The following is a 19,046-nucleotide window of genomic DNA, read 5'->3' as shown; positions in this document are numbered from 1 at the left end:
CGGGTGTGCGATCTGGCTCATGTCCGGCAGAACCAGCGGCGCCTCCGGCTTACGATCATCTGGTGGAGGCAGACATCCGGCGGATAGGGATCATGGGTGGCACCTTCGACCCGATCCACCACGGGCACCTCGTGGCCGCGAGCGAGGTGGCCGACCGGTTCGAGCTGGACGAGGTGGTCTTCGTGCCGACCGGCCAGCCGTGGCAGAAGGCGGACGAGCCGGTCAGCCCGGCCGAGGACCGCTACCTGATGACCGTGATCGCGACGGCGTCGAACCCGCGCTTCCAGGTGAGCCGGGCCGACATCGACCGGGGCGGCCCGACCTACACCGTCGACACCCTGCGCGACCTGCACTCCGTGTACGGCCCGAAGGTGCAGCTCTTCTTCATCACCGGAGCCGACGCCCTGGAGAAGATCCTCTCCTGGAAGGATCTCGACCAGATGTTCGAGTTGGCCCACTTCATCGGCGTCACCCGGCCCGGCTTCGTCCTCTCCGACGCGCACCTGCCGGCCGACACCGTCAGCCTGGTCGAGGTGCCCGCGATGGCGATCTCCTCGACCGACTGCCGCGCCCGGGTCGCCGCGGGTGGGCCGCTCTGGTACCTCGTACCCGACGGTGTGGTGCAGTACATCGCCAAACGGGGACTCTATCGCGGGTGATTTCACCCGGTTTCGTCCTCATCGTTCGTTAACCGCCGGGCCGTACCCTGGGGCCGTGTGAGAGGCTAGGAAGGTCCGACGGTTGATCGAAGGAGTACGGTGACAGCTTCCGACCGCGCCCGTGAACTGGCACTGGCCGCCGCACAGGCCGCCGCTGACAAGAAGGCGCAGGACATCGTCATCATCGACGTGGCGGACCAGCTGGTGATCACCGACGCGTTCCTGCTCGCCTCCGCTCCCAACGAGCGGCAGGTGACCGCCATCGTGGACGCGATCGAGGAGGCCCTGGTCGGCCTGCCGGAGAAGGCCAAGCCGGTCCGCCGCGAGGGCGAGCGGGCGGGGCGCTGGGTGCTGCTCGACTACGTCGACCTGGTGGTGCATGTCCAGCACCGCGAGGAACGCGAGTTCTACGCGCTCGACCGGCTCTGGAAGGACTGCCCCACGATCCCGTTCGTCGACCGGGACCTGGTGGAGGCCGAGGCGGGCATCGCCGAATGACCCGGCTGATCGTCTGGCGGCACGGCAACACCGACTGGAACGCCGCCAACCGGGTGCAGGGGCAGCTCGACGTACCGCTGAACGACCTCGGCCGGGAGCAGGCCGCCGCCGCGGCACCGCTGCTCACCGCGCTGCGGCCGGACGCGATCGTCGCCAGCGACCTGCGCCGGGCCGCCGACACCGCCGCCGCGCTGGTGGCCCTGACCGGCCTGCCGGTCCGCACCGACGCCCGGCTGCGGGAACGGTACTACGGCCGGTGGCAGGGGCTCACCATGACCGAGGTGGCGCAGCGCTTCCCCGCCGAGCACGGCCGCTGGCGGGCCGGTGAGCCCGACCCCGGCAGCGAGGTGGAGAGCCTGGACGACCTCGGCAAGCGGGTCGGCACGGCGTTGCAGGAGGCCGCCGACGCGGTGCCGGGCGGCACCGTCGTGGTGGCCACGCACGGCGGGGGCGCCCGGCAGGGGTGCGGCTACCTGATCGGCTGGGACTCGACCGTGTTGCGCTCGGTCGGGCCGCTCAACAACTGCCACTGGACCGAGTTGCGCTTCGACGAGGTACGCGGCTGGCAGTTGCGCGGGCACAACGTCGGCCTGATCACCCAGGCTCCACCGCCGCCGCCCGTCTGAGATCCGCCGGTGATCGGCTAACGTGCCGGGATGCCTGTCGCGGTCGTCACCGACTCCACCGCCTACCTGCCGGCCGACCTGGTCGACCGGTACCGGCTCACCGTCGTGCCCCTCATCGTCGTCCTGGACGGGGCGCAGCGGCGGGAGGGCGTCGACGTCGGGCCGGCCGACGCGGCGCAGGCCCTGCGGGCCAGGCGGGTCACGATGAGCACGTCGCGGCCGGCGCCGGAGCAGTTCGCCGAGACGTACCGGCGGTTGCTCGCCGACGGGGCCGACGCGGTGGTCTCGGTGCACCTCTCGGCCGAGCTCTCCGGCACCGTGGAGGCGGCCCGGCTGGCCGCTGCCGAGGCGGGTCCCCGGGTCAGCGTGGTCGACTCCCGGTCCACCGGGATGGGTCTCGGCTTTCCGGCGCTCGCCGCCGCGGCGACCGCCGCCGGGGGCGCGGGACTGACCGAGGTACGCCGGGCGGCGCTGGACGCGATCGACCGGACCAGCACGTTCTTCTACGTCGACACCCTGGAGTTCCTCCGCCGTGGTGGCCGGATCAACGCCGCCGAGGCGCTGCTCGGCACCGCCCTGTCGGTCAAGCCGATCCTGCACGTGGCGGACGGGGTGATCGCGCTGCGGGACCGGGTGCGTACCGCCGGGCGGGGACTGGCCCGGCTGGTCGACCTGGCGGTGGAGGCGGCCGGGACGGGGCAGGTCGAGATCGGGCTGCACCATCTCGCCGTGCCCGGCCGGGTGGCCGACCTCGCCGCGGAGCTGGGCTCCCGGCTCGGTCCCCGGCTGCGGGCCAGCTACGTCACCGAGGCGGGACCGGTGATCGGTGCGCACGCCGGGCCGGGCCTGGTCTGTGTGGTGGTACACCGCCGGTAGCCGACGGACTGCGTCCGGCATCGTGTGGTGTGGTCACGTCGGGTGTCGTACCCGTCTCGTAACGTGCCCGGCATGCCGAGTGCGGAGCATGAGTCCCCGGTGGCCCTGGCGAAGTTGGATCCGGGTCTGGTGGCGTGGCGTTGACGTTGGTTGATCTGGATGGTCCTATTGGACAGGAAACCTTCCTAAGGATTGCGCCTCGGTGACGAGTCGCGGCCCCCCGAGCAGGAGGAGTCGTGTCCAGATCCCGTTCCCGCCTCAGGACATTCCGAACGATCGCGGTTGGGATGGTGCTGTCGACGGCCGTCGTCGTCCCGCACTCCGGTCCCGTCGCCGCCTCCCCGTCGACGGGCGGCGTCGCCACCGCCACCGTCGGTCGACCCGCCTCGCCTTCCGGCGGACCGCTCGGCACCGACCTGCGGATCGCGGCGCCCCCCACCTTCACCCACCCCGGCGTGCTGGTCAGCAGGCCACAACTCGACTTCGTCCGGGACCGCGTCAACGCCGGGGCGCAGCCCTGGAGGGGCGCCTACGACCAGATGATGGCGAGTGCCTTCGCCTCCCTGTCGCGTACCCCGAAGCCCCGGGCCGTGGTGGAGTGCGGTTCCTACTCCAACCCCAACAACGGTTGCACCGACGAGCGGCAGGACGCGCTCGCCGCGTACACCCTGGCGCTGGCCTGGTACATCACCCGGGACAGCCGGTACGCCGACAAGGCCATCCAGATCATGGACGCCTGGTCGGCGACGATCCGGGACCACACCAACAGCAACGCCCCGTTGCAGACCGCCTGGGCCGGATCGAGCTGGCCCCGGGCGGCCGAGATCATCCGCTACACCTACGGCGGCTGGTCGTCGACCGGGGTGAGCCGGTTCGGTGCCATGCTGCGCGACGTCTACCTGCCGGAGATCATCAACGGCAACCTGACCAGCAACGGCAACTGGGAACTGAGCATGATGGAGGCGAGCCTCGGGATCGCGGTCTTCCTGGAGGACCGGGCGGCCTACGACCGGGCGGTCGGCAGGTTCCGCGACCGCCTGCCGGCCTTCCTCTACCTGACCGGCGACGGCGCGTACCCGCGCGGCCCGGTCGGCAGCAGTATCGACACCCGGGCCGAGGTCGTCTCGTACTGGCACGGCCAGCAGGTCTTCTCCGACGGTCTCTCCCAGGAGACCTGCCGCGACTTCACGCACACCGGCTACGGCATCTCGGCGATCTCCCACGTCGCGGAGACGCTCCGGCACCAGGGCCAGGACATCTACCCGGAGATCCAGGACCGGCTGCGGCACGCGCTCGGCTTCCACTCGAAATACGAGCTCGGCGACCCGGTGCCGTCCACGCTCTGCGGCGGCAGCCTGAGCCGAGGGCTCGGCCCGGTCACCGAGGTGGCCTTCAACGCCCTGCACCACCGGCGGGGGGTCGCGATGACCCGGACCCAGCAGCTCACCGAGCGGCAGCGCCCGGCCGGGACGAACTACCTCTTCGTGGCCTGGGAGACCCTGACCCACGCCGGCAACCCCAACTGACCCGGTCGGTCCGCCGGCCGGCAACCGCGCCGGCCGGCGACCCCCGGTCCCGCTTCGGGCGGGTACGCCTTAGCACACTCCAGCATGATCAGGGCGTTCTCCACAGGCGCGGTGATTGTCCACAGGTGCGGCGTCCGGTCCTCGTGGCCGGCGCTCGGTTGCCTACGTTCGCCGGATGTCCGACGACGAGGAAACACTGGTGCGGCAGCGGCTGTTCCGGCTGCTCGACGGTCGCACCGGGGCGGTCGAGAGGCTTCCGGCCGACAACGCGAGCACCGCGGGGTCCGCGCGCATTCCGAGGAGCGCGGGCAGTGACAACGGTCCGGGGGCGGCGCCGGTCGTGCCGGAAGAGCCCGGCCGGTTGGCCGGCCCGGGCGCCTTCGATCCCGGGCGGCGTGGAGTCAAGGCCCTCGCCGTGCTGGCGGCGCTGGTGGTTCTCGCCGCGGCGAGCTGGGCGTGGCTGTCCCGGCCCCGGACCGAACCGGTCGCGTCCCCGTCGCCACCCTCGGCACCCGCGCTCACCCCGGCACCGGCGGGCTCGGGCGGCGCGGAGATCGGTGCCGCCGAGGTGGTGGTCGCGGTCGCCGGCAAGGTACGCCGACCCGGCCTGGTGCGGCTGCCCGCCGGTGCGCGGGTCGCCGATGCCCTGCAATCCGCGGGCGGCCCGTTGCCCGGCGTCGACGTGGCGCTGCTCAACCTCGCCCGGAAGGTGACCGACGGCGAGCTGATCCTGGTCGGGGTGACCGCACCCCCGGGAGCCGGCCCGGCCGGCGCCGATCCGGCCGGTGCCGGCGGAGTGCGGCCCGGCGGCGGGAAGGTCAACCTCAACACCGCCAGCGTGGCGCAGCTCGACGCCCTGCCGGGGGTGGGCCCGGTGCTCGCGCAGCGCATCGTGGCACACCGGGAGGAGCACGGCGGCTTCCGTTCCGTGGCGGACCTGCGCCAGGTCACCGGCATCGGCGATGCCCGCTACGAGGATCTCAAAGATCTGGTGACGGTGTGACGGCCGACCACCAGCGGCACGGCGTCCCGAGCGGCCCCGATCGGCGGCCGGTGGATCTGCGGCTGGCCGGCCTGGCGATCGGGGCCTGGCTCTCGGCCCTGGCCGGGCTCCTGCTGGGCATGGGACCGACGCTGCTGGTCGTGGCACTGACCGGTGCTGCCGCGCTGGCCCTCACGGCTCGAATGGCGGGCCGCAGAGTCCCGGTGAGCCGTCGGTCCCCGGTGCTGGCCGTTCGCGGGCTGGCGCCGGTGGACCGGTGCGGCTGGGTCGTCGTCGGTGTTCTGCTCGGCGTGATCTGTGGCGGGGCGGCCACCGCGGCCCGGCTGGAGGTGCGGGACGCCGCGCCGATCAGCCATCTGGTGGAGGCGCGGGCCAGGGTCAGCGTCGAGCTGGTGGTCCGGGACGATCCACGTGCGATCCGCGGTGCCGCCGGTCGGGCCGCGACCTATCTCCTCTCCGCCCGCCTGGTCTGGGTGACCGGGGAGGAGCGCGGCCGGGTCAGGGTGCCGGCCCGGATCCTGGTGCTCGCCACCGATCCGGGCTGGCGTCGCCTGCTGCCTGGTCACCGGGTGACCGCCATCGGACGGCTGGCGGCGCCGCGCGGCGGAGACCTCACCGCCGCCGTCCTGTCGGTCGGCGCCCCGCCCGTGCTGCTCGGAGTTCCGTCCTGGCCGCAGCGGATGGCCGGCTCGCTCCGGACCGGGTTGCAGCGGGCCTGCGCCCCGCTTCCCGCCGAACCGGGCGGACTGTTGCCAGGGCTGGTGGTGGGCGACACCAGCCGACTGGAGCCAGCGGTCGAAGAGGACTTCCTGACCACCGGTATGACGCACCTGACCGCGGTCTCCGGCTCCAATGTGGCCGTCGTCGTCGGCCTGGTGTTGCTGCTCGCCCGCTGGGCCCGGGCCGGACCCTGGCTCACCGCGGCGCTCTGCGGGGTCGCGCTTGTCGGTTTCGTGATCCTGGCCCGGCCGTCGCCCAGTGTCGTCCGGGCCGGCACCATGGGCGCCATCGGTCTCGTGGCGCTCGCCACCGGGCGCCCCCGGGCCGCCGTGCCGGCGCTGGCGGGTGCGGTCACCCTGCTGGTGGTCGTCGATCCGGAGTTGGCAGCCGACGCCGGGTTCGCCCTCTCCGTACTCGCCACCGGCGGTCTCCTGCTGCTCGCGCCCCGGTGGCGGGACGCGCTGCGCCGTCGGGGCGTACCGGCCGGTGCGGCCGAGGCGCTGGCCATCCCGGCGGCGGCGCAACTGGCCTGTGCACCGGTGGTGGCCGGCCTGTCGGGCACGATAAGCCTGGTGGCAGTGCCGGCCAACCTTCTCGCGGTGCCGGCGGTCGCCCCCGCGACGGTGCTCGGCGTGACGGCGGCGGTGTTGTCGCCGCTCTGGCCGGCCGCCGCGGCGGGCGTCGCGTGGCTCGGGAGCTGGCCGGCATGGTGGCTCGTCCTCGTGGCGCGGTACGGTGCACGGCTGCCCGCCGGCACGCTGCCCTGGCTGGACGGGGTCGCCGGTGGAGTGCTGCTCGGCGCCCTCACCTTCGCGCTGCTGGTCGCCACGCGTCGGCCGTTGGTGCGCCGGGTCGTCGCGGTGGTCACGGCCGCCGTGGTGATCGGTGCGATGCCGGTGCGGCTGATCGCCTCCGGGTGGCCGCCGCCGGGCTGGCTGATCGCCGCCTGCGCGGTCGGCCAGGGCGACAGCCTGGTCCTGCCGGTCGGCGCCGGTCGGGCGGTGGTGGTGGACGCCGGCCCGGAACCCGGCGCCGTCGACCGCTGCCTGCGCCGGCTCGACGTCCGGACGGTGTCCCTGCTGGTGCTGAGCCATCTGCACGCCGACCACGTGGCCGGGGTGGACGGTGTCTTCCGGGGCCGCCGGGTGGAGGCGGTGCTCGTTCCGCAGTGGCCGGAGCCGGTGGACGGGCGGGCCGCGGTGGAGAGTGCCGGCAGGGCGAACGGCGTACCGATCGGCACGGCGGGCGTCGGTTGGGTGTACACGGCCGGTCCGCTGGTGCTGACCCTGCTGGGCCCGCCGTTCCCGCTCCGGGGCACCCGTTCGGACCCGAACAACAACTCGCTGGTGCTGCGCGCCGAGGTACGCGGCATCGGCATCCTGCTCACCGGGGACGCCGAGACCGAGGAGCAGCAGGCGCTGCTCGACCACGTCCCGGAGGCCCTGCTCCGGGCGGACGTGTTGAAACTCGCTCACCACGGCTCGGCGTACCAGGAGCCGGCGTTTTTCGGCGCGGTACGCCCGGCGGTGGTGCTGGTGCCGGTCGGTGTCGACAACGGCTACGGGCATCCCAGCCCGGGAGTGCTGGCCCGACTGACCCGCTCGGGTGCCCGGGTGCTTCGGACCGACCGGGACGGCGATCTGGCGGTCGTCCGGCTCGATGACGGAGAGCTGTCGGTGGCGGTCCGGGCCCATGCCCCTGGCGAGCCCGCCCTCCGGTGAGCACGTCTTCCACCCGAATGGCAGCCGGGACGGCCCGAGGTGAGGTCGAGGGATGTTCGCGCGCGACACCGCCGCGTCGTACCGTCCCGGACGCCGGTTCCGGCGGTACGCTCGGGTCCGGGTCGGACAGGCCACTGGCGAACAATGCCAGGCTTAAGATAAATGTCTGGATTTGCACTAAGTGCAGGGTCGGCCGCAGCGAGCCGGGTGACCAGGCCCGATGGGCGCACGCCGCGTGCGACGATGACCCCGTGACCCCCGCTAGCCTTGCCCCGGTCGTACTCGTGCTCGGTGACGAAGAGCTGCTCGTCACCCGGGCTGTCGCCGGGGTGGTCGACGCGGCCAGAGCCGCCGACCCGGACGTCGACGTGCACGATCAGGAGGCCGGTGCGCTGGGGCCGGGGGAGATCGCCGAACTGCTCGGACCCTCCCTTTTCGGCGGTCGGCGGGTGTTGGTCGTCCGGGCCGGACAGGACGCCCGGAAGGACCTGGCGGCCGCGCTGCTGGCGTACGCCAGGAATCCGGACCCGGAGGTGCAACTGGTGGTCGCGCACGCGGGCGCGGCCAAGGGCAGGGCCTTTGCCGACGGCCTGCGGGCGGCCGGTGCGGAGGTCATCCCGGCGGCGAAGCTGAAGGGGCACCGAGACCGGGTCGCGTTCGTCCGGGACGAGATGCGCCGCGGCGGTGGCCGGTGCACCGAGGAGGCCGCCGAGGCGCTGATCGCGGCGGTCGGCAACGACCTGCGCGAGATCGCCTCCGCCTGCTCCCAGTTGCTGGCCGACACCGACGGCCGGATCGGCGTCGAGACCGTGGCCCGGTACTACCGTGGTCGGGCCGAGGTCAGCGGGTTCACCGTCGCCGACGCGGCGATGGCCGGTGACGTGCCGGGCGCGCTGGAGGCACTCCGCTGGGCGCTGCACGTCGGAGTGGACCCGGTACCGATCGCCGACGCGATCGCCGACGGAGTGCGGACGGTCGCCCGGGTCAGTTCGGCGGGCCGGGGCAGCGCCTACCAGTTGGCGAGCAGCCTGGGGATGCCACCCTGGAAGATCGAGAAGGCGCAGCGCGTGGGCCGCGGCTGGTCCCCGGAAGGGTTGGCCGACGCCATGTACGCCGCCGCGGAGTGCAACGCCGCCGTGAAGGGCGGGTCGGACGACCGGGGCTACGCCCTGGAACGCGCCGTCGTCGCGGTCGCGGCCGCCCGCAGGGCGAGTACGTCGCGATGACCGCCGCGACCGCGGTGCCGGCGGACGAGGAGCGGCTACGACCGCTCTACGCCCGCGTGCTGCGGCTGCGCCACGTCGATCCGGGCGGGATGCTCTGCTTCGTCTACTTCGAGGGCACCGTGGCCCTGGCCATGCTGCTCGCCCTCGCCGAACTGGTGAGCTGGTGGGGAGTGCTCGTCCTGCCGGCGACGGTCGCGGTCATGGTGAAGGTGAACGATGCGGTGGCCACCGCCGTGGTCCGTTCCGCCGCACGGGTGCCGGCCCAGGAACGTGAACGGTTCCGTTGCGAGATCCAGCCGGCCGTCGGTCGGGCGAGCGTGCCCAAGGGGTCGCTGGCCGAGCCCGGACAGCCTCTCCGGCCGACCGCGGCCAGGTCCGGCCGCCCGAATGCCGGCGCTGCGCCGACCCGGCGGGCGAAGGCCGACAACCGGCCGCCGGCCCGGTTCCTCCCGCTCGCGCGTCCGCTCAACATGACGGCGATGGTCCGGGCGTGGCTGGAATCCGGGGACCGGCGCCGCCCCGGCCCGGAGTCGACGCCGTCCGCCCCGGCACACGGAGCGGCGCAGGCCGGTGCGGCGGCGACAGGCGAGAGAGCGGGCAGTGGCGAGAGAGCGGGCAGTGGCGAGAGAGCGGGCAGTGGCGAGAGACCGGATCAGGCGGCCGGGCGGCAGGCGGCCCTGCCGCAGCCCGGTCTGCCGCGGACCCGGCAGGCCGGATCACCCCCGTCACCTACCGGCGGCACCGCTCGGGGCAGGAACGGCGGACTGGCCGAACGGCTGGACCAGCGACCGGTGCGGCGCTGGCTCTCCCGACAGGCCCCGATCGACACCACCCGCCAGTCGGCCAGGCGCCGCTACGAGTGAGCACGCCGGCCCGTAGCCAACTCGCCGATCCGTACCACGAGGTGGGCACGCGGAGGTGGCGGACGAGAAACATGTGTGGCCCCGAGCCGACCGGCTCGGGGCCACACAACAGGTCTGTGTGCTGATCCGTCGTCAGACGGAGAGCGACTGCAGCCGCTTGGCGATCGCGGACTTCCGGTTCGCCGCCTGGTTGCGGTGGATCACGCCCTTGCTGACCGCCTTGTCAAGCTTGCGCGAGGCGTCCCGCATCAGCTCGGTCGCCTTCGCGCTGTCTCCGCTCTCGGTCGCCTCGTGGAACTTGCGGATGGCAGTCTTCAGCGACGACTTGACCGACTTGTTACGCAGCCGGCGCTTCTCGTTCTGCCGGTTGCGCTTGATCTGGGACTTGATGTTCGCCACGCGACAGCCTCGTCCTGGTAGCTAGGGTTACGTTTGCCTTGGTGCGCGGGCGACGACGCACGTCACGAAGCGGCCGTGTCGGCACGCGCGAAGAGCTACGTTACCAGCTACGTCCCGCCGAGGCCAAAACGGCTCATTGTCGTCCCCGCCCGGGCGGTCACCGCCAACCCTGCCGCTCGGCCAGCCAGTTGAGCGCGGTCTCGCCGCTCCACCGCTGGTGCGCCCGCATGTGCGGCGAGCCGGCGCTCGGCCCGGCCGCTGCGCGGATCAGCCAGTATCCGGAGAGCGCGGCGAGCGCGGCGTCGAGGCCGTCGGCCGGAGCGTCCTGCGCGGCCGGGTGGGCGCGGAAGAGGCCGTCGGCGTCCAGCCCGCTGGCGTACGCGGTGACCAGCAGTCCGGCCAGGTCGAACCAGGGCGGGCCGTAGCAGAGCCACGTCCAGTCGCAGAGCCAGGCGAGCCCGGTCACGTCCAGCAGGACGTTGTCCACCCGCAGGTCGCCGTGGATCAGGGACGTGCGGTCGGCGTACCCGGGGAGCCGGGCCTCCAGGGCGGCCAGCTCGGGGAGTCGGTGCTGGGCGACCGCGGGCGTCTCCGGCAGCGTCTCGCGGCCGGTGGCCAGCTCGGCCCACCAGGCGAGGTCCGCCCGGGCCAGGTCGGCGAGCCGGGGTACGCCCACGGCCACCAGCTCGGCCGGTGGCTCCCGGAGCGCCGCCGCCACGGTCGCGTAGCTGCTGAGGGTCGCCGCGAGTTCGGCCGGGACCCAGGGCAGCGCCGGCATCCGGCCGTCGATGGCGTCCAGGCAGATCACGTGGTATCCGGCGGCGGTGAGCGTCCAGCGGGGGCGGGCGGCGGGAAGCCCGGCCGGCAGCGCGGCGGTGATGGCGACCTCCCGCGCGTACCAGTCGCTGAGGTGCCGCTGGTCGACCAGGGACGCCGCCTTGACGAAGACCCGGTCCCCGGCCACCGTCTGGAGTACCCCGGCGAACCCGCGGGTGAAGCCGCCGCCGGCGGTGCTCGCCCAGTTGACCCTGGCGCCGAGCCGGGCCCCGATCGCGGCCCGCAGGTCGGCCGGCAGATCTGCCCAGGCCGGCCGTACGGCGGTCGCGTCGTACGGGCGGGGCGGTACGGAGATGGCGGCCATGACGTCAAGTCTGCCCTGGTCCGGTCGCGTAGCGCGGATTTCGTCGCCCCCTGTCGGCCGTGGCGCCGCCGCCGGGCGCCAGCCCGTGGCCACCCGCCGCCAGCCGTGGCGCCGCGCCCTGCGGCGGTGTGGCGCCGTCGCCCCGCGGCGGTGGCGCCGGGCCCTGCGTTGCTCGCGGTGGTGACGGAGCTCGCGGTGGTGACGGAGCTCGCGGCGGTGATCCGGCGGCCTCGGCCGGGCGCTTCCGGGCGGCATGGGAACATAGAAAGCCCATCGTCGTCAGCCAAGCAGAACGGATCGCCGTGCCACCGACGCCCGACTCCGGCGCGAACACTCCTGGTGCCACCGAACCCGGCCGCATCAGGAACTTCTGCATCATCGCCCACATCGACCACGGCAAGTCGACGCTGGCCGACCGGATGTTGCAGCTCACCGGCGTGGTCGACGAGCGGCAGATGCGCGCCCAGTATCTCGACCGGATGGACATCGAGCGGGAGCGCGGCATCACGATCAAGAGCCAGGCGGTCCGCATGCCGTGGACCGTGCGCGAGGGCGGGCAGCAGGGCCAGCAGGCCGTGTTGAACATGATCGACACGCCTGGGCACGTGGACTTCACCTACGAGGTGTCCCGGTCGCTCGCCGCCTGCGAGGGGGCGATCCTGCTGGTCGACGCCGCCCAGGGGATCGAGGCCCAGACTCTGGCCAACCTCTATCTGGCGCTCGAGAACGACCTGCACATCATCCCCGTACTCAACAAGATCGACTTGCCGGCCGCCCAGCCGGACAAGTACGCCGAGGAGTTGGCGCACCTGATCGGCGGGGATCCGGGCGACTGCATCCGGGTCTCCGGCAAGACCGGCGAGGGGGTGCCGTACCTGCTCGACGAGATCGTCCGGCAGTTCACCCCGCCGGTGGGGGAGGCGGAGGCGCCGGCACGGGCCATGATCTTCGACTCCGTCTACGACGTCTACCGGGGCGTGGTGACGTACGTCCGGGTCGTCGACGGCCGGATCGAGGCGCGCGACAAGATCAAGATGATGTCCACCGGCGCCGTGCACGAACTGCTCGAAATCGGCGTGATCTCCCCGGAGATGCAGAAGGCCGGCGCGCTCGGGGTCGGCGAGGTCGGCTATCTGATCACCGGCGTGAAGGACGTCCGGCAGTCCCGGGTCGGCGACACCGTCACGATCAACACCCGGCCGGCGGCCGAGGCGCTCGGCGGCTACAAGGACCCGAAGCCGATGGTCTACTCCGGGCTCTACCCGATCGACGGGTCGGACTATCCGGCGTTGCGGGACGCGCTCGACAAGCTGAAGCTCAACGACGCCGCCCTCAGCTACGAGCCGGAGACCTCTGCCGCGCTCGGCTTCGGCTTCCGCTGCGGCTTCCTCGGCCTGCTGCATCTGGAGATCATCGGCGAGCGGCTGGAACGCGAGTTCAATCTCGACCTGATCTCCACGGCACCGAACGTGGTCTACCGGGTGGTGCTGGAGGACGGCAAGGAGGTCACGGTCACGAACCCGAGCGAGTACCCGACCGGCAAGGTGGCCGAGGTGTACGAGCCGGTGGTCCGGGCCACCGTGCTGACCCCGAACGACTACGTCGGTGCCGTGATGGAGCTCTGCCAGGGGCGGCGCGGCTCGCTGAAGGGAATGGACTACCTCTCCGCCGACCGCGTCGAGCTGCGCTACACCCTGCCGCTCGCCGAGATCATCTTCGACTTCTTCGACCAGCTCAAGAGCCGTACCAAGGGCTACGCCTCGCTGGACTACGAGCCCTCCGACGAGCAGCAGTCCGAGCTGGTCAAGGTCGACATCCTGCTCAACGGCGAGCCGGTGGACGCGTTCAGCGCGATCGTGCACAAGGACAAGGCATACAACTACGGTGTCTCGATCGCGGCGAAGCTGCAGAAGCTGATCCCCCGGCAACAGTTCGAGGTGCCGATCCAGGCGGCGATCGGCAACCGCGTGATAGCCCGGGAGACCATCCGGGCGATCCGCAAGGACGTGCTGGCCAAGTGCTACGGCGGTGACATCAGCCGGAAGCGCAAGCTGCTGGAGAAGCAGAAGGAGGGGAAGAAGCGGATGAAGATGGTCGGCCGGGTCGAGGTGCCGCAGGAGGCCTTCATCGCCGCCCTCTCCACCAGCGACTCCGGCGACGGCGGCAAGGGCGGCGGCGGCCGGAAGTGACGCCCCGGGGGTACGGCCCGGGGGCCGCCTTCTGCCCCCGGTGTGCGGCACCGCTGCCGGGTCCTCCGCCGACCGCCTGCACCGGGTGCCGCTACCAGCTCTTCGTCAACGCCCGCCCCACCGTCGGGCTGGTCATCCTGGACGGCGACCCGGTCGCCAGCGGCGGGTCCGCTGCCGGCGGCGGGTCCGCTGCCAGTGGTGGATCCGGTCTCAGCGGCCAGTCCGGTGCCGGTGACGGATCGGGTTCCGGCGGGCCGCGCTTCCTGGTGCTGCGGCGGGCAGCGGAACCGATGATCGGGCGGTGGGAGACGCCGGGCGGCTTCTGCGACGGTTGGGAGCACCCGGCCGAGGCCGCGATGCGGGAGGCCCGGGAGGAGCTCGGGGTGACGGTCACCCTCGGCGACCAGCTCGGCATGTACATCGGCAGCTACGAATTCCAGGACGAGGTCCTGCCGGTGCTCGACACCTTCTTCCTGGCGAGCCTGGACGATCGACGAATCGTGCTCGACCCGGCGGAGTCGACCGAGCTGGGCTGGTTTTCCCTGGTGGATCCGCCCCCGCTGGCCTTCCCCACGATGGATGAGGCGGTTCGGGCCGCGGCGCGGCGTCTGGGTCGCTAGGCCGGTTTGAGTTTTTCGACGGCCGGGAATCTAGCAGTCACCACGCCAACGTGTGACACATTCGAAGGAGGACGGCCGTGGAATTCACCGTCTGGGGTATCATCACCGCGCTCATCGTCGGTCTCATCATCGGCGCTCTCGGTCGTCTGGTCGTACCGGGCCGCCAGGACATGCCGATCTGGCTGACCATGCTCATCGGTGTCGGTGCCGCGCTGCTCGGCACGGTCATCGCCCGGGCCGCCGGCATCGCCACCGTGACGCCGGGCATCGACTGGATGGAGCTCCTGGTCCAGGTGGTGCTGGCGGCCATCGCGGTGGCCCTGGTGGCCGGGGTCGGTCGCCGTCGCCGGGTCAGCCGGTACTGAGCACCCCGCTCCCCGGTAGCAAGGGGCGCCGGCCGATCTCGGCCGGCGCCCCTGCTGGCGTTCCGGGCCGGCCGAAACGGATCGGTGCCGGCTCGGTACGGGCCTGGCGCAGACTGCCGTAGACCGCTAAATTCTCCACGGCCACACGATCGACTGTGGTGATCGACCGGCTTTCGTCACCTACAGTTGAGACGTTTACTCACATTTGCTTAAATGATCTCTCGATGTTACGCTCTGTAAGTGTCCACGGACTCTCTCTCAGGAAGCGTCAGGGTGTCACCTCAACAGGTTTCGGACCGGCATCCCAAGGTCGCGTTGTACCTTGAGGCGTACACCCCCCTGGTCGAAGAGTGGTTCTCCGTGCTGCGGGATTCCAGGGCGTTGACAGAATTGCGCCGCGCGGCACCGGGGCGCGATCTCGTCGACAATCTCCAGCGGCTCGACCAGCTTTTCCGGGACCTGGTCGACGACCTGTTCGCCCATCCGTCGCCGGTCCTGGAGCACGCCCTCGCGGTGGTCGCCGAGCACCGGACGGCCGTCGTCTGGGAGGACCAGCTCGTGCCGCGCCCCGGTGCCGGCGCCGACGAGTTGGCGGCCTCACTGCGGCACAAGTTCAAGCGCAACATCAGCCTCGCCCTGCTGGAGGCGCTGATCTGCCTGGAGTCCGCGTTGGCGTACGGGCGGGAGAGCCTGGGGCTGTCCGGTGAGGCGCTCGAGCGGACGCTGCGGGACAGCACGTCGATGCTGGCCAGCCTCTCCGTCCTGCACGACCAGCAGGAGATGGCCCGGATGCGGCAGTTGACGGGGGACGCGACGGAGATCCAGCACCCCAGATTCACGGTCGCGGACATCGTCCGGGGAGCGTTCCGGATCGGCTCTGACAAGTTCCGGGCCGTCGGGCCGGCCGGGCAGCAGAGAATCCGGTTCGGCAGCGTCGCGCCGCACGGCGTCGAGCTGTCGAGTCCGACCATGAAGTGCCCGGCGCACCGGCTGACCAACGAAGAGGGCCAGCCGTTGAACAACGACTTCTGGGCGCTTCTCGTGGACGTCTACCGGATGTCCGGCCGACTGGCCCAGGGGGCCTGGGAAGACCGCACGGCGTCACGCCAGAACGATGGGCCAGACACCGACCGAACGTGAATAATCCGGTTGTCCAGTCGCGTTAGCGAACACTTTGCGGTGCCAAGAGAACTGGAGACAGGCCACTGCCTCCGCTGTCCGGCGGTAATGCCCTCCGGCGAATCATCCGGCCCGCGCGCCGGCACGTTCCGTCATGACGGATCGATCGCCGATACGAACCAGGAAATTACCGAGGGTCATCTGCTTCACCCGGTTGGTCGATGGTCCCGTACGTGGGAGGGACGAGATATCGGGCCGACCCTTCCGGCGTGCCCTGGCCGGCTGCCGATGTGCCGCCTTTTCCGGTCGGAGCGGAGCTGCCGGCGCGGGCCGGCGGGGTAGCGATCGACCGGCCCCGCGCCCGTCGGGGGGGCGGGACCGGTCGATCCGGGGGTCAGCGGAGCCAGGGGATGCTGCGGTCGAGCAGGCCGCGTTCCTTCAGCTCCTTGCGCAGCGGGATCTCGTCGTCGACGTACCCGTTCCAGTTGATGCCCCAGTAGTTGGCGGTGTGCGTGCCCTCGCCGAGCAACTGGCGCTGCACCGGAGTCCGGTTCTGGTACCAGGTGCCGTCCTTGTCCGGGTGCAGCTCGTCGAGCGGCCGGATCCACCGGTAGGTGTAGCCGACGAAGAGCATCTTCCGGGTGATGGCGGAGAGGTTGGTGGACCGGGAGTGCCACTGGCGCCGGTCGAAGATGAAGGCGTCGCCGGGGTTGGCGGTGATCTCGACGGTGCCCTCCGGGTCGGGGTTGTGCACCGTCAGGTCGGCCGGGCGCGGCAGCGAGTTCCAGAGGTGGCTGCCCGGGATGACCTTGGTCGCTCCCCGCCCCTTCTCCGACAGGTCGGAGAGCACGTACGCGACCTTGAGCGAGAACATCGGCCGGGGCACGTTCGGATCCATCGTCTCCGGGTCCGAGTTCTGCCGGTAGCCGTCCTGGTGCCAGCCCCAGTAGGGCTTCTCCGGCTCCAGCGCCGGTGGCGTGACGTCCAGGTGGTTGTGGTGGGTGTAGATGTTCCACCCGGCGAGGCCCCACATGTAGGGGAACGCGATCGGGTGGGTGAGCAGGTCGCCGAAGAGCTCGTCACGCTCCAGGAAACCCAGCAGGTGCAGGGTGCCGTCCTTGGTGGTGTTGCCGGCCGCCTTCTCCTCGGCGTAGACCCGGTCGACCGCCGCTTCCAGGGCCGCACGGTGATCCTCGGTCAGGACGTTGCGGAGCAACAGGAAGCCCTGCTCGTGGAACTCCTTGCGATCCGTGTCGCTGATCGGCTCGTATCCGGTCAGGCCGCCGTAGTCGAACACCGCTTCCCCTCCCCATAGGGTGAAACACTTTCTGAACACACAGGCTGCCGATCGTAACCCTCTCCGCAAGGCCCGCATCCGGACGCTCGGCCGGCGCGTCGACGTAGATCGTCCAGAGGTACGCAGGGAAGTCGGAGCATCACCCAAGGTGAACGTAGGGTCGAGAAACTGGGGACTAGATCCTTCTTTGCCCGTTTGTGCAATCACTGCGGGTTATCGAAACCGCAGGCGTGCAACGAGATCGACGCCTGATCGGTCCGGGGCGCCTCCGGCTCGGTCCGGGGCGCCTCCGGCTCGGTCCGGTCCGCCCTCGGCTCGGTCCGGTCCGCCTTCGCCTCAGTCCGCGAAGACCTCGCCTCAGTCCGCGAAGACCTCGGCGACCACCTGGTGCGGCGTCGGCGTCACGCCCTCGACCCGTGACCAGGCCCCGCCGTCCGCCGTCCACTGCAGGTCGCCGAAGCGCACCGCCTTCACCCCGTGATCGTCGGCGTGCGACACCAGCCAGTGGGCGTAGCGCCAGCCCACCCGCGGGTCCGTCGTCGGCACCGCCAGCCCGGCCGACTCCACCGGAGCCGACGTCTCCAGCCGGCCCCAGTCCAGCTTCAGCCCGGCGGTGAGCGCGGCGGCGGCCGCGTCGCCACGCATCGCCGGCTGCCGACCCACCGTGCAGGCCACCGCGCCGGTGGCGTTGCCCAGCAGGGCCCGGGTCAGCACCTCCGACTCGTCCGCCCACTGCTGGTAGGCGCGCGGGAACGCCGACCGCTGCACCTTCTGCGCCGCGACCGTGACCTCCATCTGTTCCCAGCCGCGGACCCTCTTCAGCGCGTTGTAGAACCTGGTCGCGGCGTAGCGCGGATCCCGGATCTGCTCCGGCCTGCCCCAGCCCTGGCTCGGCCGCTGCTGGAACAGACCGATCGAGTCCCGGTCGCCGCCGGCCAGGTTGCGCAGCCGGGACTCCTGGAAGGCGGTTGCCAGGGCCACCACCACGGCCCGCTCCGGCATGTTCCGTCGGACGCCGACGGCGGCGATGGTCGCCGCGTTCGCCATCTGTTCGGCGTTCAGCTTGACCCGCCCGTCCGCCTCGACCACACAGCCGGGCGCCGCGCCCGGTATCGGCAGGCTGGGCCGGACCTCGCGGGAGCCCAGGTAGAGGCCGAAGCCGGCGACCGCCGCGAGCGCCAGGCCCGCCGCAACCATGCCCCGATTCTGCACCGCCACCCCCTGCTCGATAGTCGGACACAGCCTACGTCGGCGCCCCAAAGTTCCGGAGCGGTTGCCGACGCCGTCTCGGCCGCTACGAACGCCGTCTCGGCCGCTACGAACGCCGTCTCGGCCGCTACGAACGCCGTCTCGGCCGCTACGAACGCCGTCCGGCCGGTGCGGCGGTCAGCTTCCCGGAGGTACCCAGCGAGCGGCCCGTTTCTCGCCGAACGCGGTGACGCCTTCGCGGCCCTCCTCGGAGTGGAAGTACCGGACAGACAGGTCGCGCAGCCGCGCCAGGTCGGTCCGGAAGCTCTCCGCCGAGGCGTCGTACCGCCGCCCGGCCGCCGCCCTGAGCAGCTCCTTGGCGCCGGCCAGGGCACCGGGCGCACCCCGGACCAGGGCCAGGCAGTATGAGGCGACCGTCTCGTCCAGCGCCTCCGCCGTGGTGACCGTGGTGACCAGCCCGATCTCGGCCGCCCGGCGCCCGTCGAAGGTGTCCCCGGTCAGGTAGAGCTCGGCGGCGGCCCGGGGTTGCAGCCGGGGCAGCACGGTCGCCGAGATCACCGCCGGGATCACCCCGAGCCGTACCTCGGTGAAGGCGAACGTCGCCTCCTGGGCACAGATCGCGATGTCGGCCGCCGCGACCAGGCCGAGGCCGCCGGCCCTGGCCGGCCCGCCGACCCGGGCCACCACCGGTTTCGGGCACTCCCAGATCGCCGCCAGCACGTCACCCAGCATCGCCACCGGCACCGTGCCCTCGCGGTACGCCGCCGCCGTCTCCTTCAGGTCGGCACCGGAGCTGAAGACCGGCCCGGTGTGCGAGAGCACCACCACCCGGACGTCGTCGTCGGCCGCCGCCGCACCCAGCGCGTCGAGCAGCTGACCGAGCAGGGCACTGGAGAGGGCGTTGCGGTTGTCCGGGCTGTCCAGGGTGAGAGTCGTCACGCCGTGCGTGGTGGAGACCCGGACGAGCGGATCGGGTGGTGAGGTCATGG

Annotated in this window: 18 protein-coding genes; 13 read left to right on the top strand and 5 right to left on the bottom strand. The window is 72.0% G+C overall.

Annotated elements, in window-relative coordinates; genetic code table 11:
• The first annotated feature begins 62 nt into the window (after positions 1–62).
• The 9 genes from nadD to ACN27G_RS22205 all read left to right on the top strand — a co-directional run bounded on the left by nadD (position 63) and on the right by ACN27G_RS22205 (position 9,718).
• Positions 63–659, top strand: coding sequence for a nicotinate-nucleotide adenylyltransferase (gene nadD / locus ACN27G_RS22245; RefSeq protein WP_421494708.1), 597 nt, complete (start codon positions 63–65; stop codon positions 657–659).
• 99 nt (positions 660–758) lie between these two features.
• Entirely contained in the window at positions 759–1,157 is a 399-nt protein-coding gene (gene rsfS / locus ACN27G_RS22240) for a ribosome silencing factor (RefSeq protein WP_421494707.1), read from the top strand.
• Positions 1,154–1,783 carry a histidine phosphatase family protein gene (locus ACN27G_RS22235; RefSeq protein WP_421494706.1) on the top strand — a complete coding sequence of 210 codons (630 nt, stop codon included), beginning with the start codon at positions 1,154–1,156 and terminating at the stop codon, positions 1,781–1,783. Before rsfS ends, ACN27G_RS22235 begins: the two co-directional genes overlap by 4 nt.
• 30 nt (positions 1,784–1,813) lie before the next feature.
• Positions 1,814–2,659, top strand: coding sequence for a DegV family protein (locus ACN27G_RS22230; protein ID WP_421494705.1), 846 nt, complete (start codon positions 1,814–1,816; stop codon positions 2,657–2,659).
• Between the two features lie 287 nt (positions 2,660–2,946).
• Positions 2,947–4,185, top strand: coding sequence for an alginate lyase family protein (locus ACN27G_RS22225; RefSeq protein WP_421494704.1), 1,239 nt, complete (start codon positions 2,947–2,949; stop codon positions 4,183–4,185).
• A gap of 175 nt (positions 4,186–4,360) precedes the next feature.
• The gene (locus ACN27G_RS22220; protein ID WP_421494703.1) at positions 4,361–5,188 is read left to right on the top strand and encodes a helix-hairpin-helix domain-containing protein; all 828 of its coding nucleotides are present in this window, start codon (positions 4,361–4,363) and stop codon (positions 5,186–5,188) included.
• Positions 5,185–7,629: a ComEC/Rec2 family competence protein gene (locus ACN27G_RS22215; RefSeq protein ID WP_421494702.1), complete on the top strand. Its 2,445-nt coding sequence runs from the start codon at positions 5,185–5,187 to the stop codon at positions 7,627–7,629. The genes ACN27G_RS22220 and ACN27G_RS22215 overlap by 4 nt, the downstream gene beginning before the upstream one ends.
• A gap of 251 nt (positions 7,630–7,880) precedes the next feature.
• Positions 7,881–8,855 carry a DNA polymerase III subunit delta gene (gene holA, locus ACN27G_RS22210; RefSeq protein WP_421494701.1) on the top strand — a complete coding sequence of 325 codons (975 nt, stop codon included), beginning with the start codon at positions 7,881–7,883 and terminating at the stop codon, positions 8,853–8,855.
• Positions 8,852–9,718 carry a hypothetical protein gene (locus ACN27G_RS22205; protein ID WP_421494700.1) on the top strand — a complete coding sequence of 289 codons (867 nt, stop codon included), beginning with the start codon at positions 8,852–8,854 and terminating at the stop codon, positions 9,716–9,718. The genes holA and ACN27G_RS22205 overlap by 4 nt, the downstream gene beginning before the upstream one ends.
• A 132-nt stretch (positions 9,719–9,850) precedes the next feature.
• Here ACN27G_RS22205 and rpsT read toward each other — a convergent pair whose 3' ends face one another.
• A complete protein-coding gene (gene rpsT, locus ACN27G_RS22200; protein ID WP_421494699.1) occupies positions 9,851–10,117 on the bottom strand; it encodes a 30S ribosomal protein S20 in 267 nt (88 codons plus the stop codon).
• A 157-nt stretch (positions 10,118–10,274) separates the two neighbouring features.
• Positions 10,275–11,258, bottom strand: coding sequence for a phosphotransferase family protein (locus ACN27G_RS22195; protein WP_421494698.1), 984 nt, complete (start codon positions 11,256–11,258; stop codon positions 10,275–10,277).
• 302 nt (positions 11,259–11,560) lie between these two features.
• Here ACN27G_RS22195 and lepA point away from each other — a divergent pair, with 302 nt between their 5' ends.
• The 4 genes from lepA (at position 11,561) to ACN27G_RS22175 (ending at position 15,572) form a co-directional block, all read left to right on the top strand.
• On the top strand, positions 11,561–13,447 hold the full coding sequence (lepA, locus tag ACN27G_RS22190; RefSeq protein ID WP_421494697.1) for a translation elongation factor 4: 1,887 nt from the start codon (positions 11,561–11,563) through the stop codon (positions 13,445–13,447).
• Positions 13,444–14,067 carry an NUDIX domain-containing protein gene (locus ACN27G_RS22185; protein ID WP_421494696.1) on the top strand — a complete coding sequence of 208 codons (624 nt, stop codon included), beginning with the start codon at positions 13,444–13,446 and terminating at the stop codon, positions 14,065–14,067. Before lepA ends, ACN27G_RS22185 begins: the two co-directional genes overlap by 4 nt.
• 77 nt (positions 14,068–14,144) lie before the next feature.
• A complete protein-coding gene (locus tag ACN27G_RS22180; RefSeq protein ID WP_421494695.1) occupies positions 14,145–14,432 on the top strand; it encodes a GlsB/YeaQ/YmgE family stress response membrane protein in 288 nt (95 codons plus the stop codon).
• Positions 14,433–14,705: 273 nt separating this feature from the next.
• Positions 14,706–15,572, top strand: coding sequence for a hypothetical protein (locus ACN27G_RS22175; protein ID WP_421494694.1), 867 nt, complete (start codon positions 14,706–14,708; stop codon positions 15,570–15,572).
• Positions 15,573–15,945: 373 nt separating this feature from the next.
• Here ACN27G_RS22175 and ACN27G_RS22170 read toward each other — a convergent pair whose 3' ends face one another.
• The 3 genes from ACN27G_RS22170 to ACN27G_RS22160 all read right to left on the bottom strand — a co-directional run bounded on the left by ACN27G_RS22170 (position 15,946) and on the right by ACN27G_RS22160 (position 19,044).
• Positions 15,946–16,848 carry a phytanoyl-CoA dioxygenase family protein gene (locus ACN27G_RS22170; RefSeq protein WP_421494693.1) on the bottom strand — a complete coding sequence of 301 codons (903 nt, stop codon included), beginning with the start codon at positions 16,846–16,848 and terminating at the stop codon, positions 15,946–15,948.
• 357 nt (positions 16,849–17,205) lie between these two features.
• Entirely contained in the window at positions 17,206–18,066 is an 861-nt protein-coding gene (locus tag ACN27G_RS22165; protein WP_421494692.1) for a hypothetical protein, read from the bottom strand.
• Between the two features lie 168 nt (positions 18,067–18,234).
• A complete protein-coding gene (locus tag ACN27G_RS22160; protein ID WP_421494691.1) occupies positions 18,235–19,044 on the bottom strand; it encodes an enoyl-CoA hydratase-related protein in 810 nt (269 codons plus the stop codon).
• Between the last annotated feature and the right edge of the window lie 2 nt (positions 19,045–19,046).

It is taken from the genome of Plantactinospora sp. WMMB334 (assembly GCF_049179095.1).
Taxonomy (GTDB): Bacteria; Actinomycetota; Actinomycetes; order Mycobacteriales; family Micromonosporaceae; genus Plantactinospora.
This window is presented reverse-complemented; position numbering and strand designations above follow the sequence as displayed.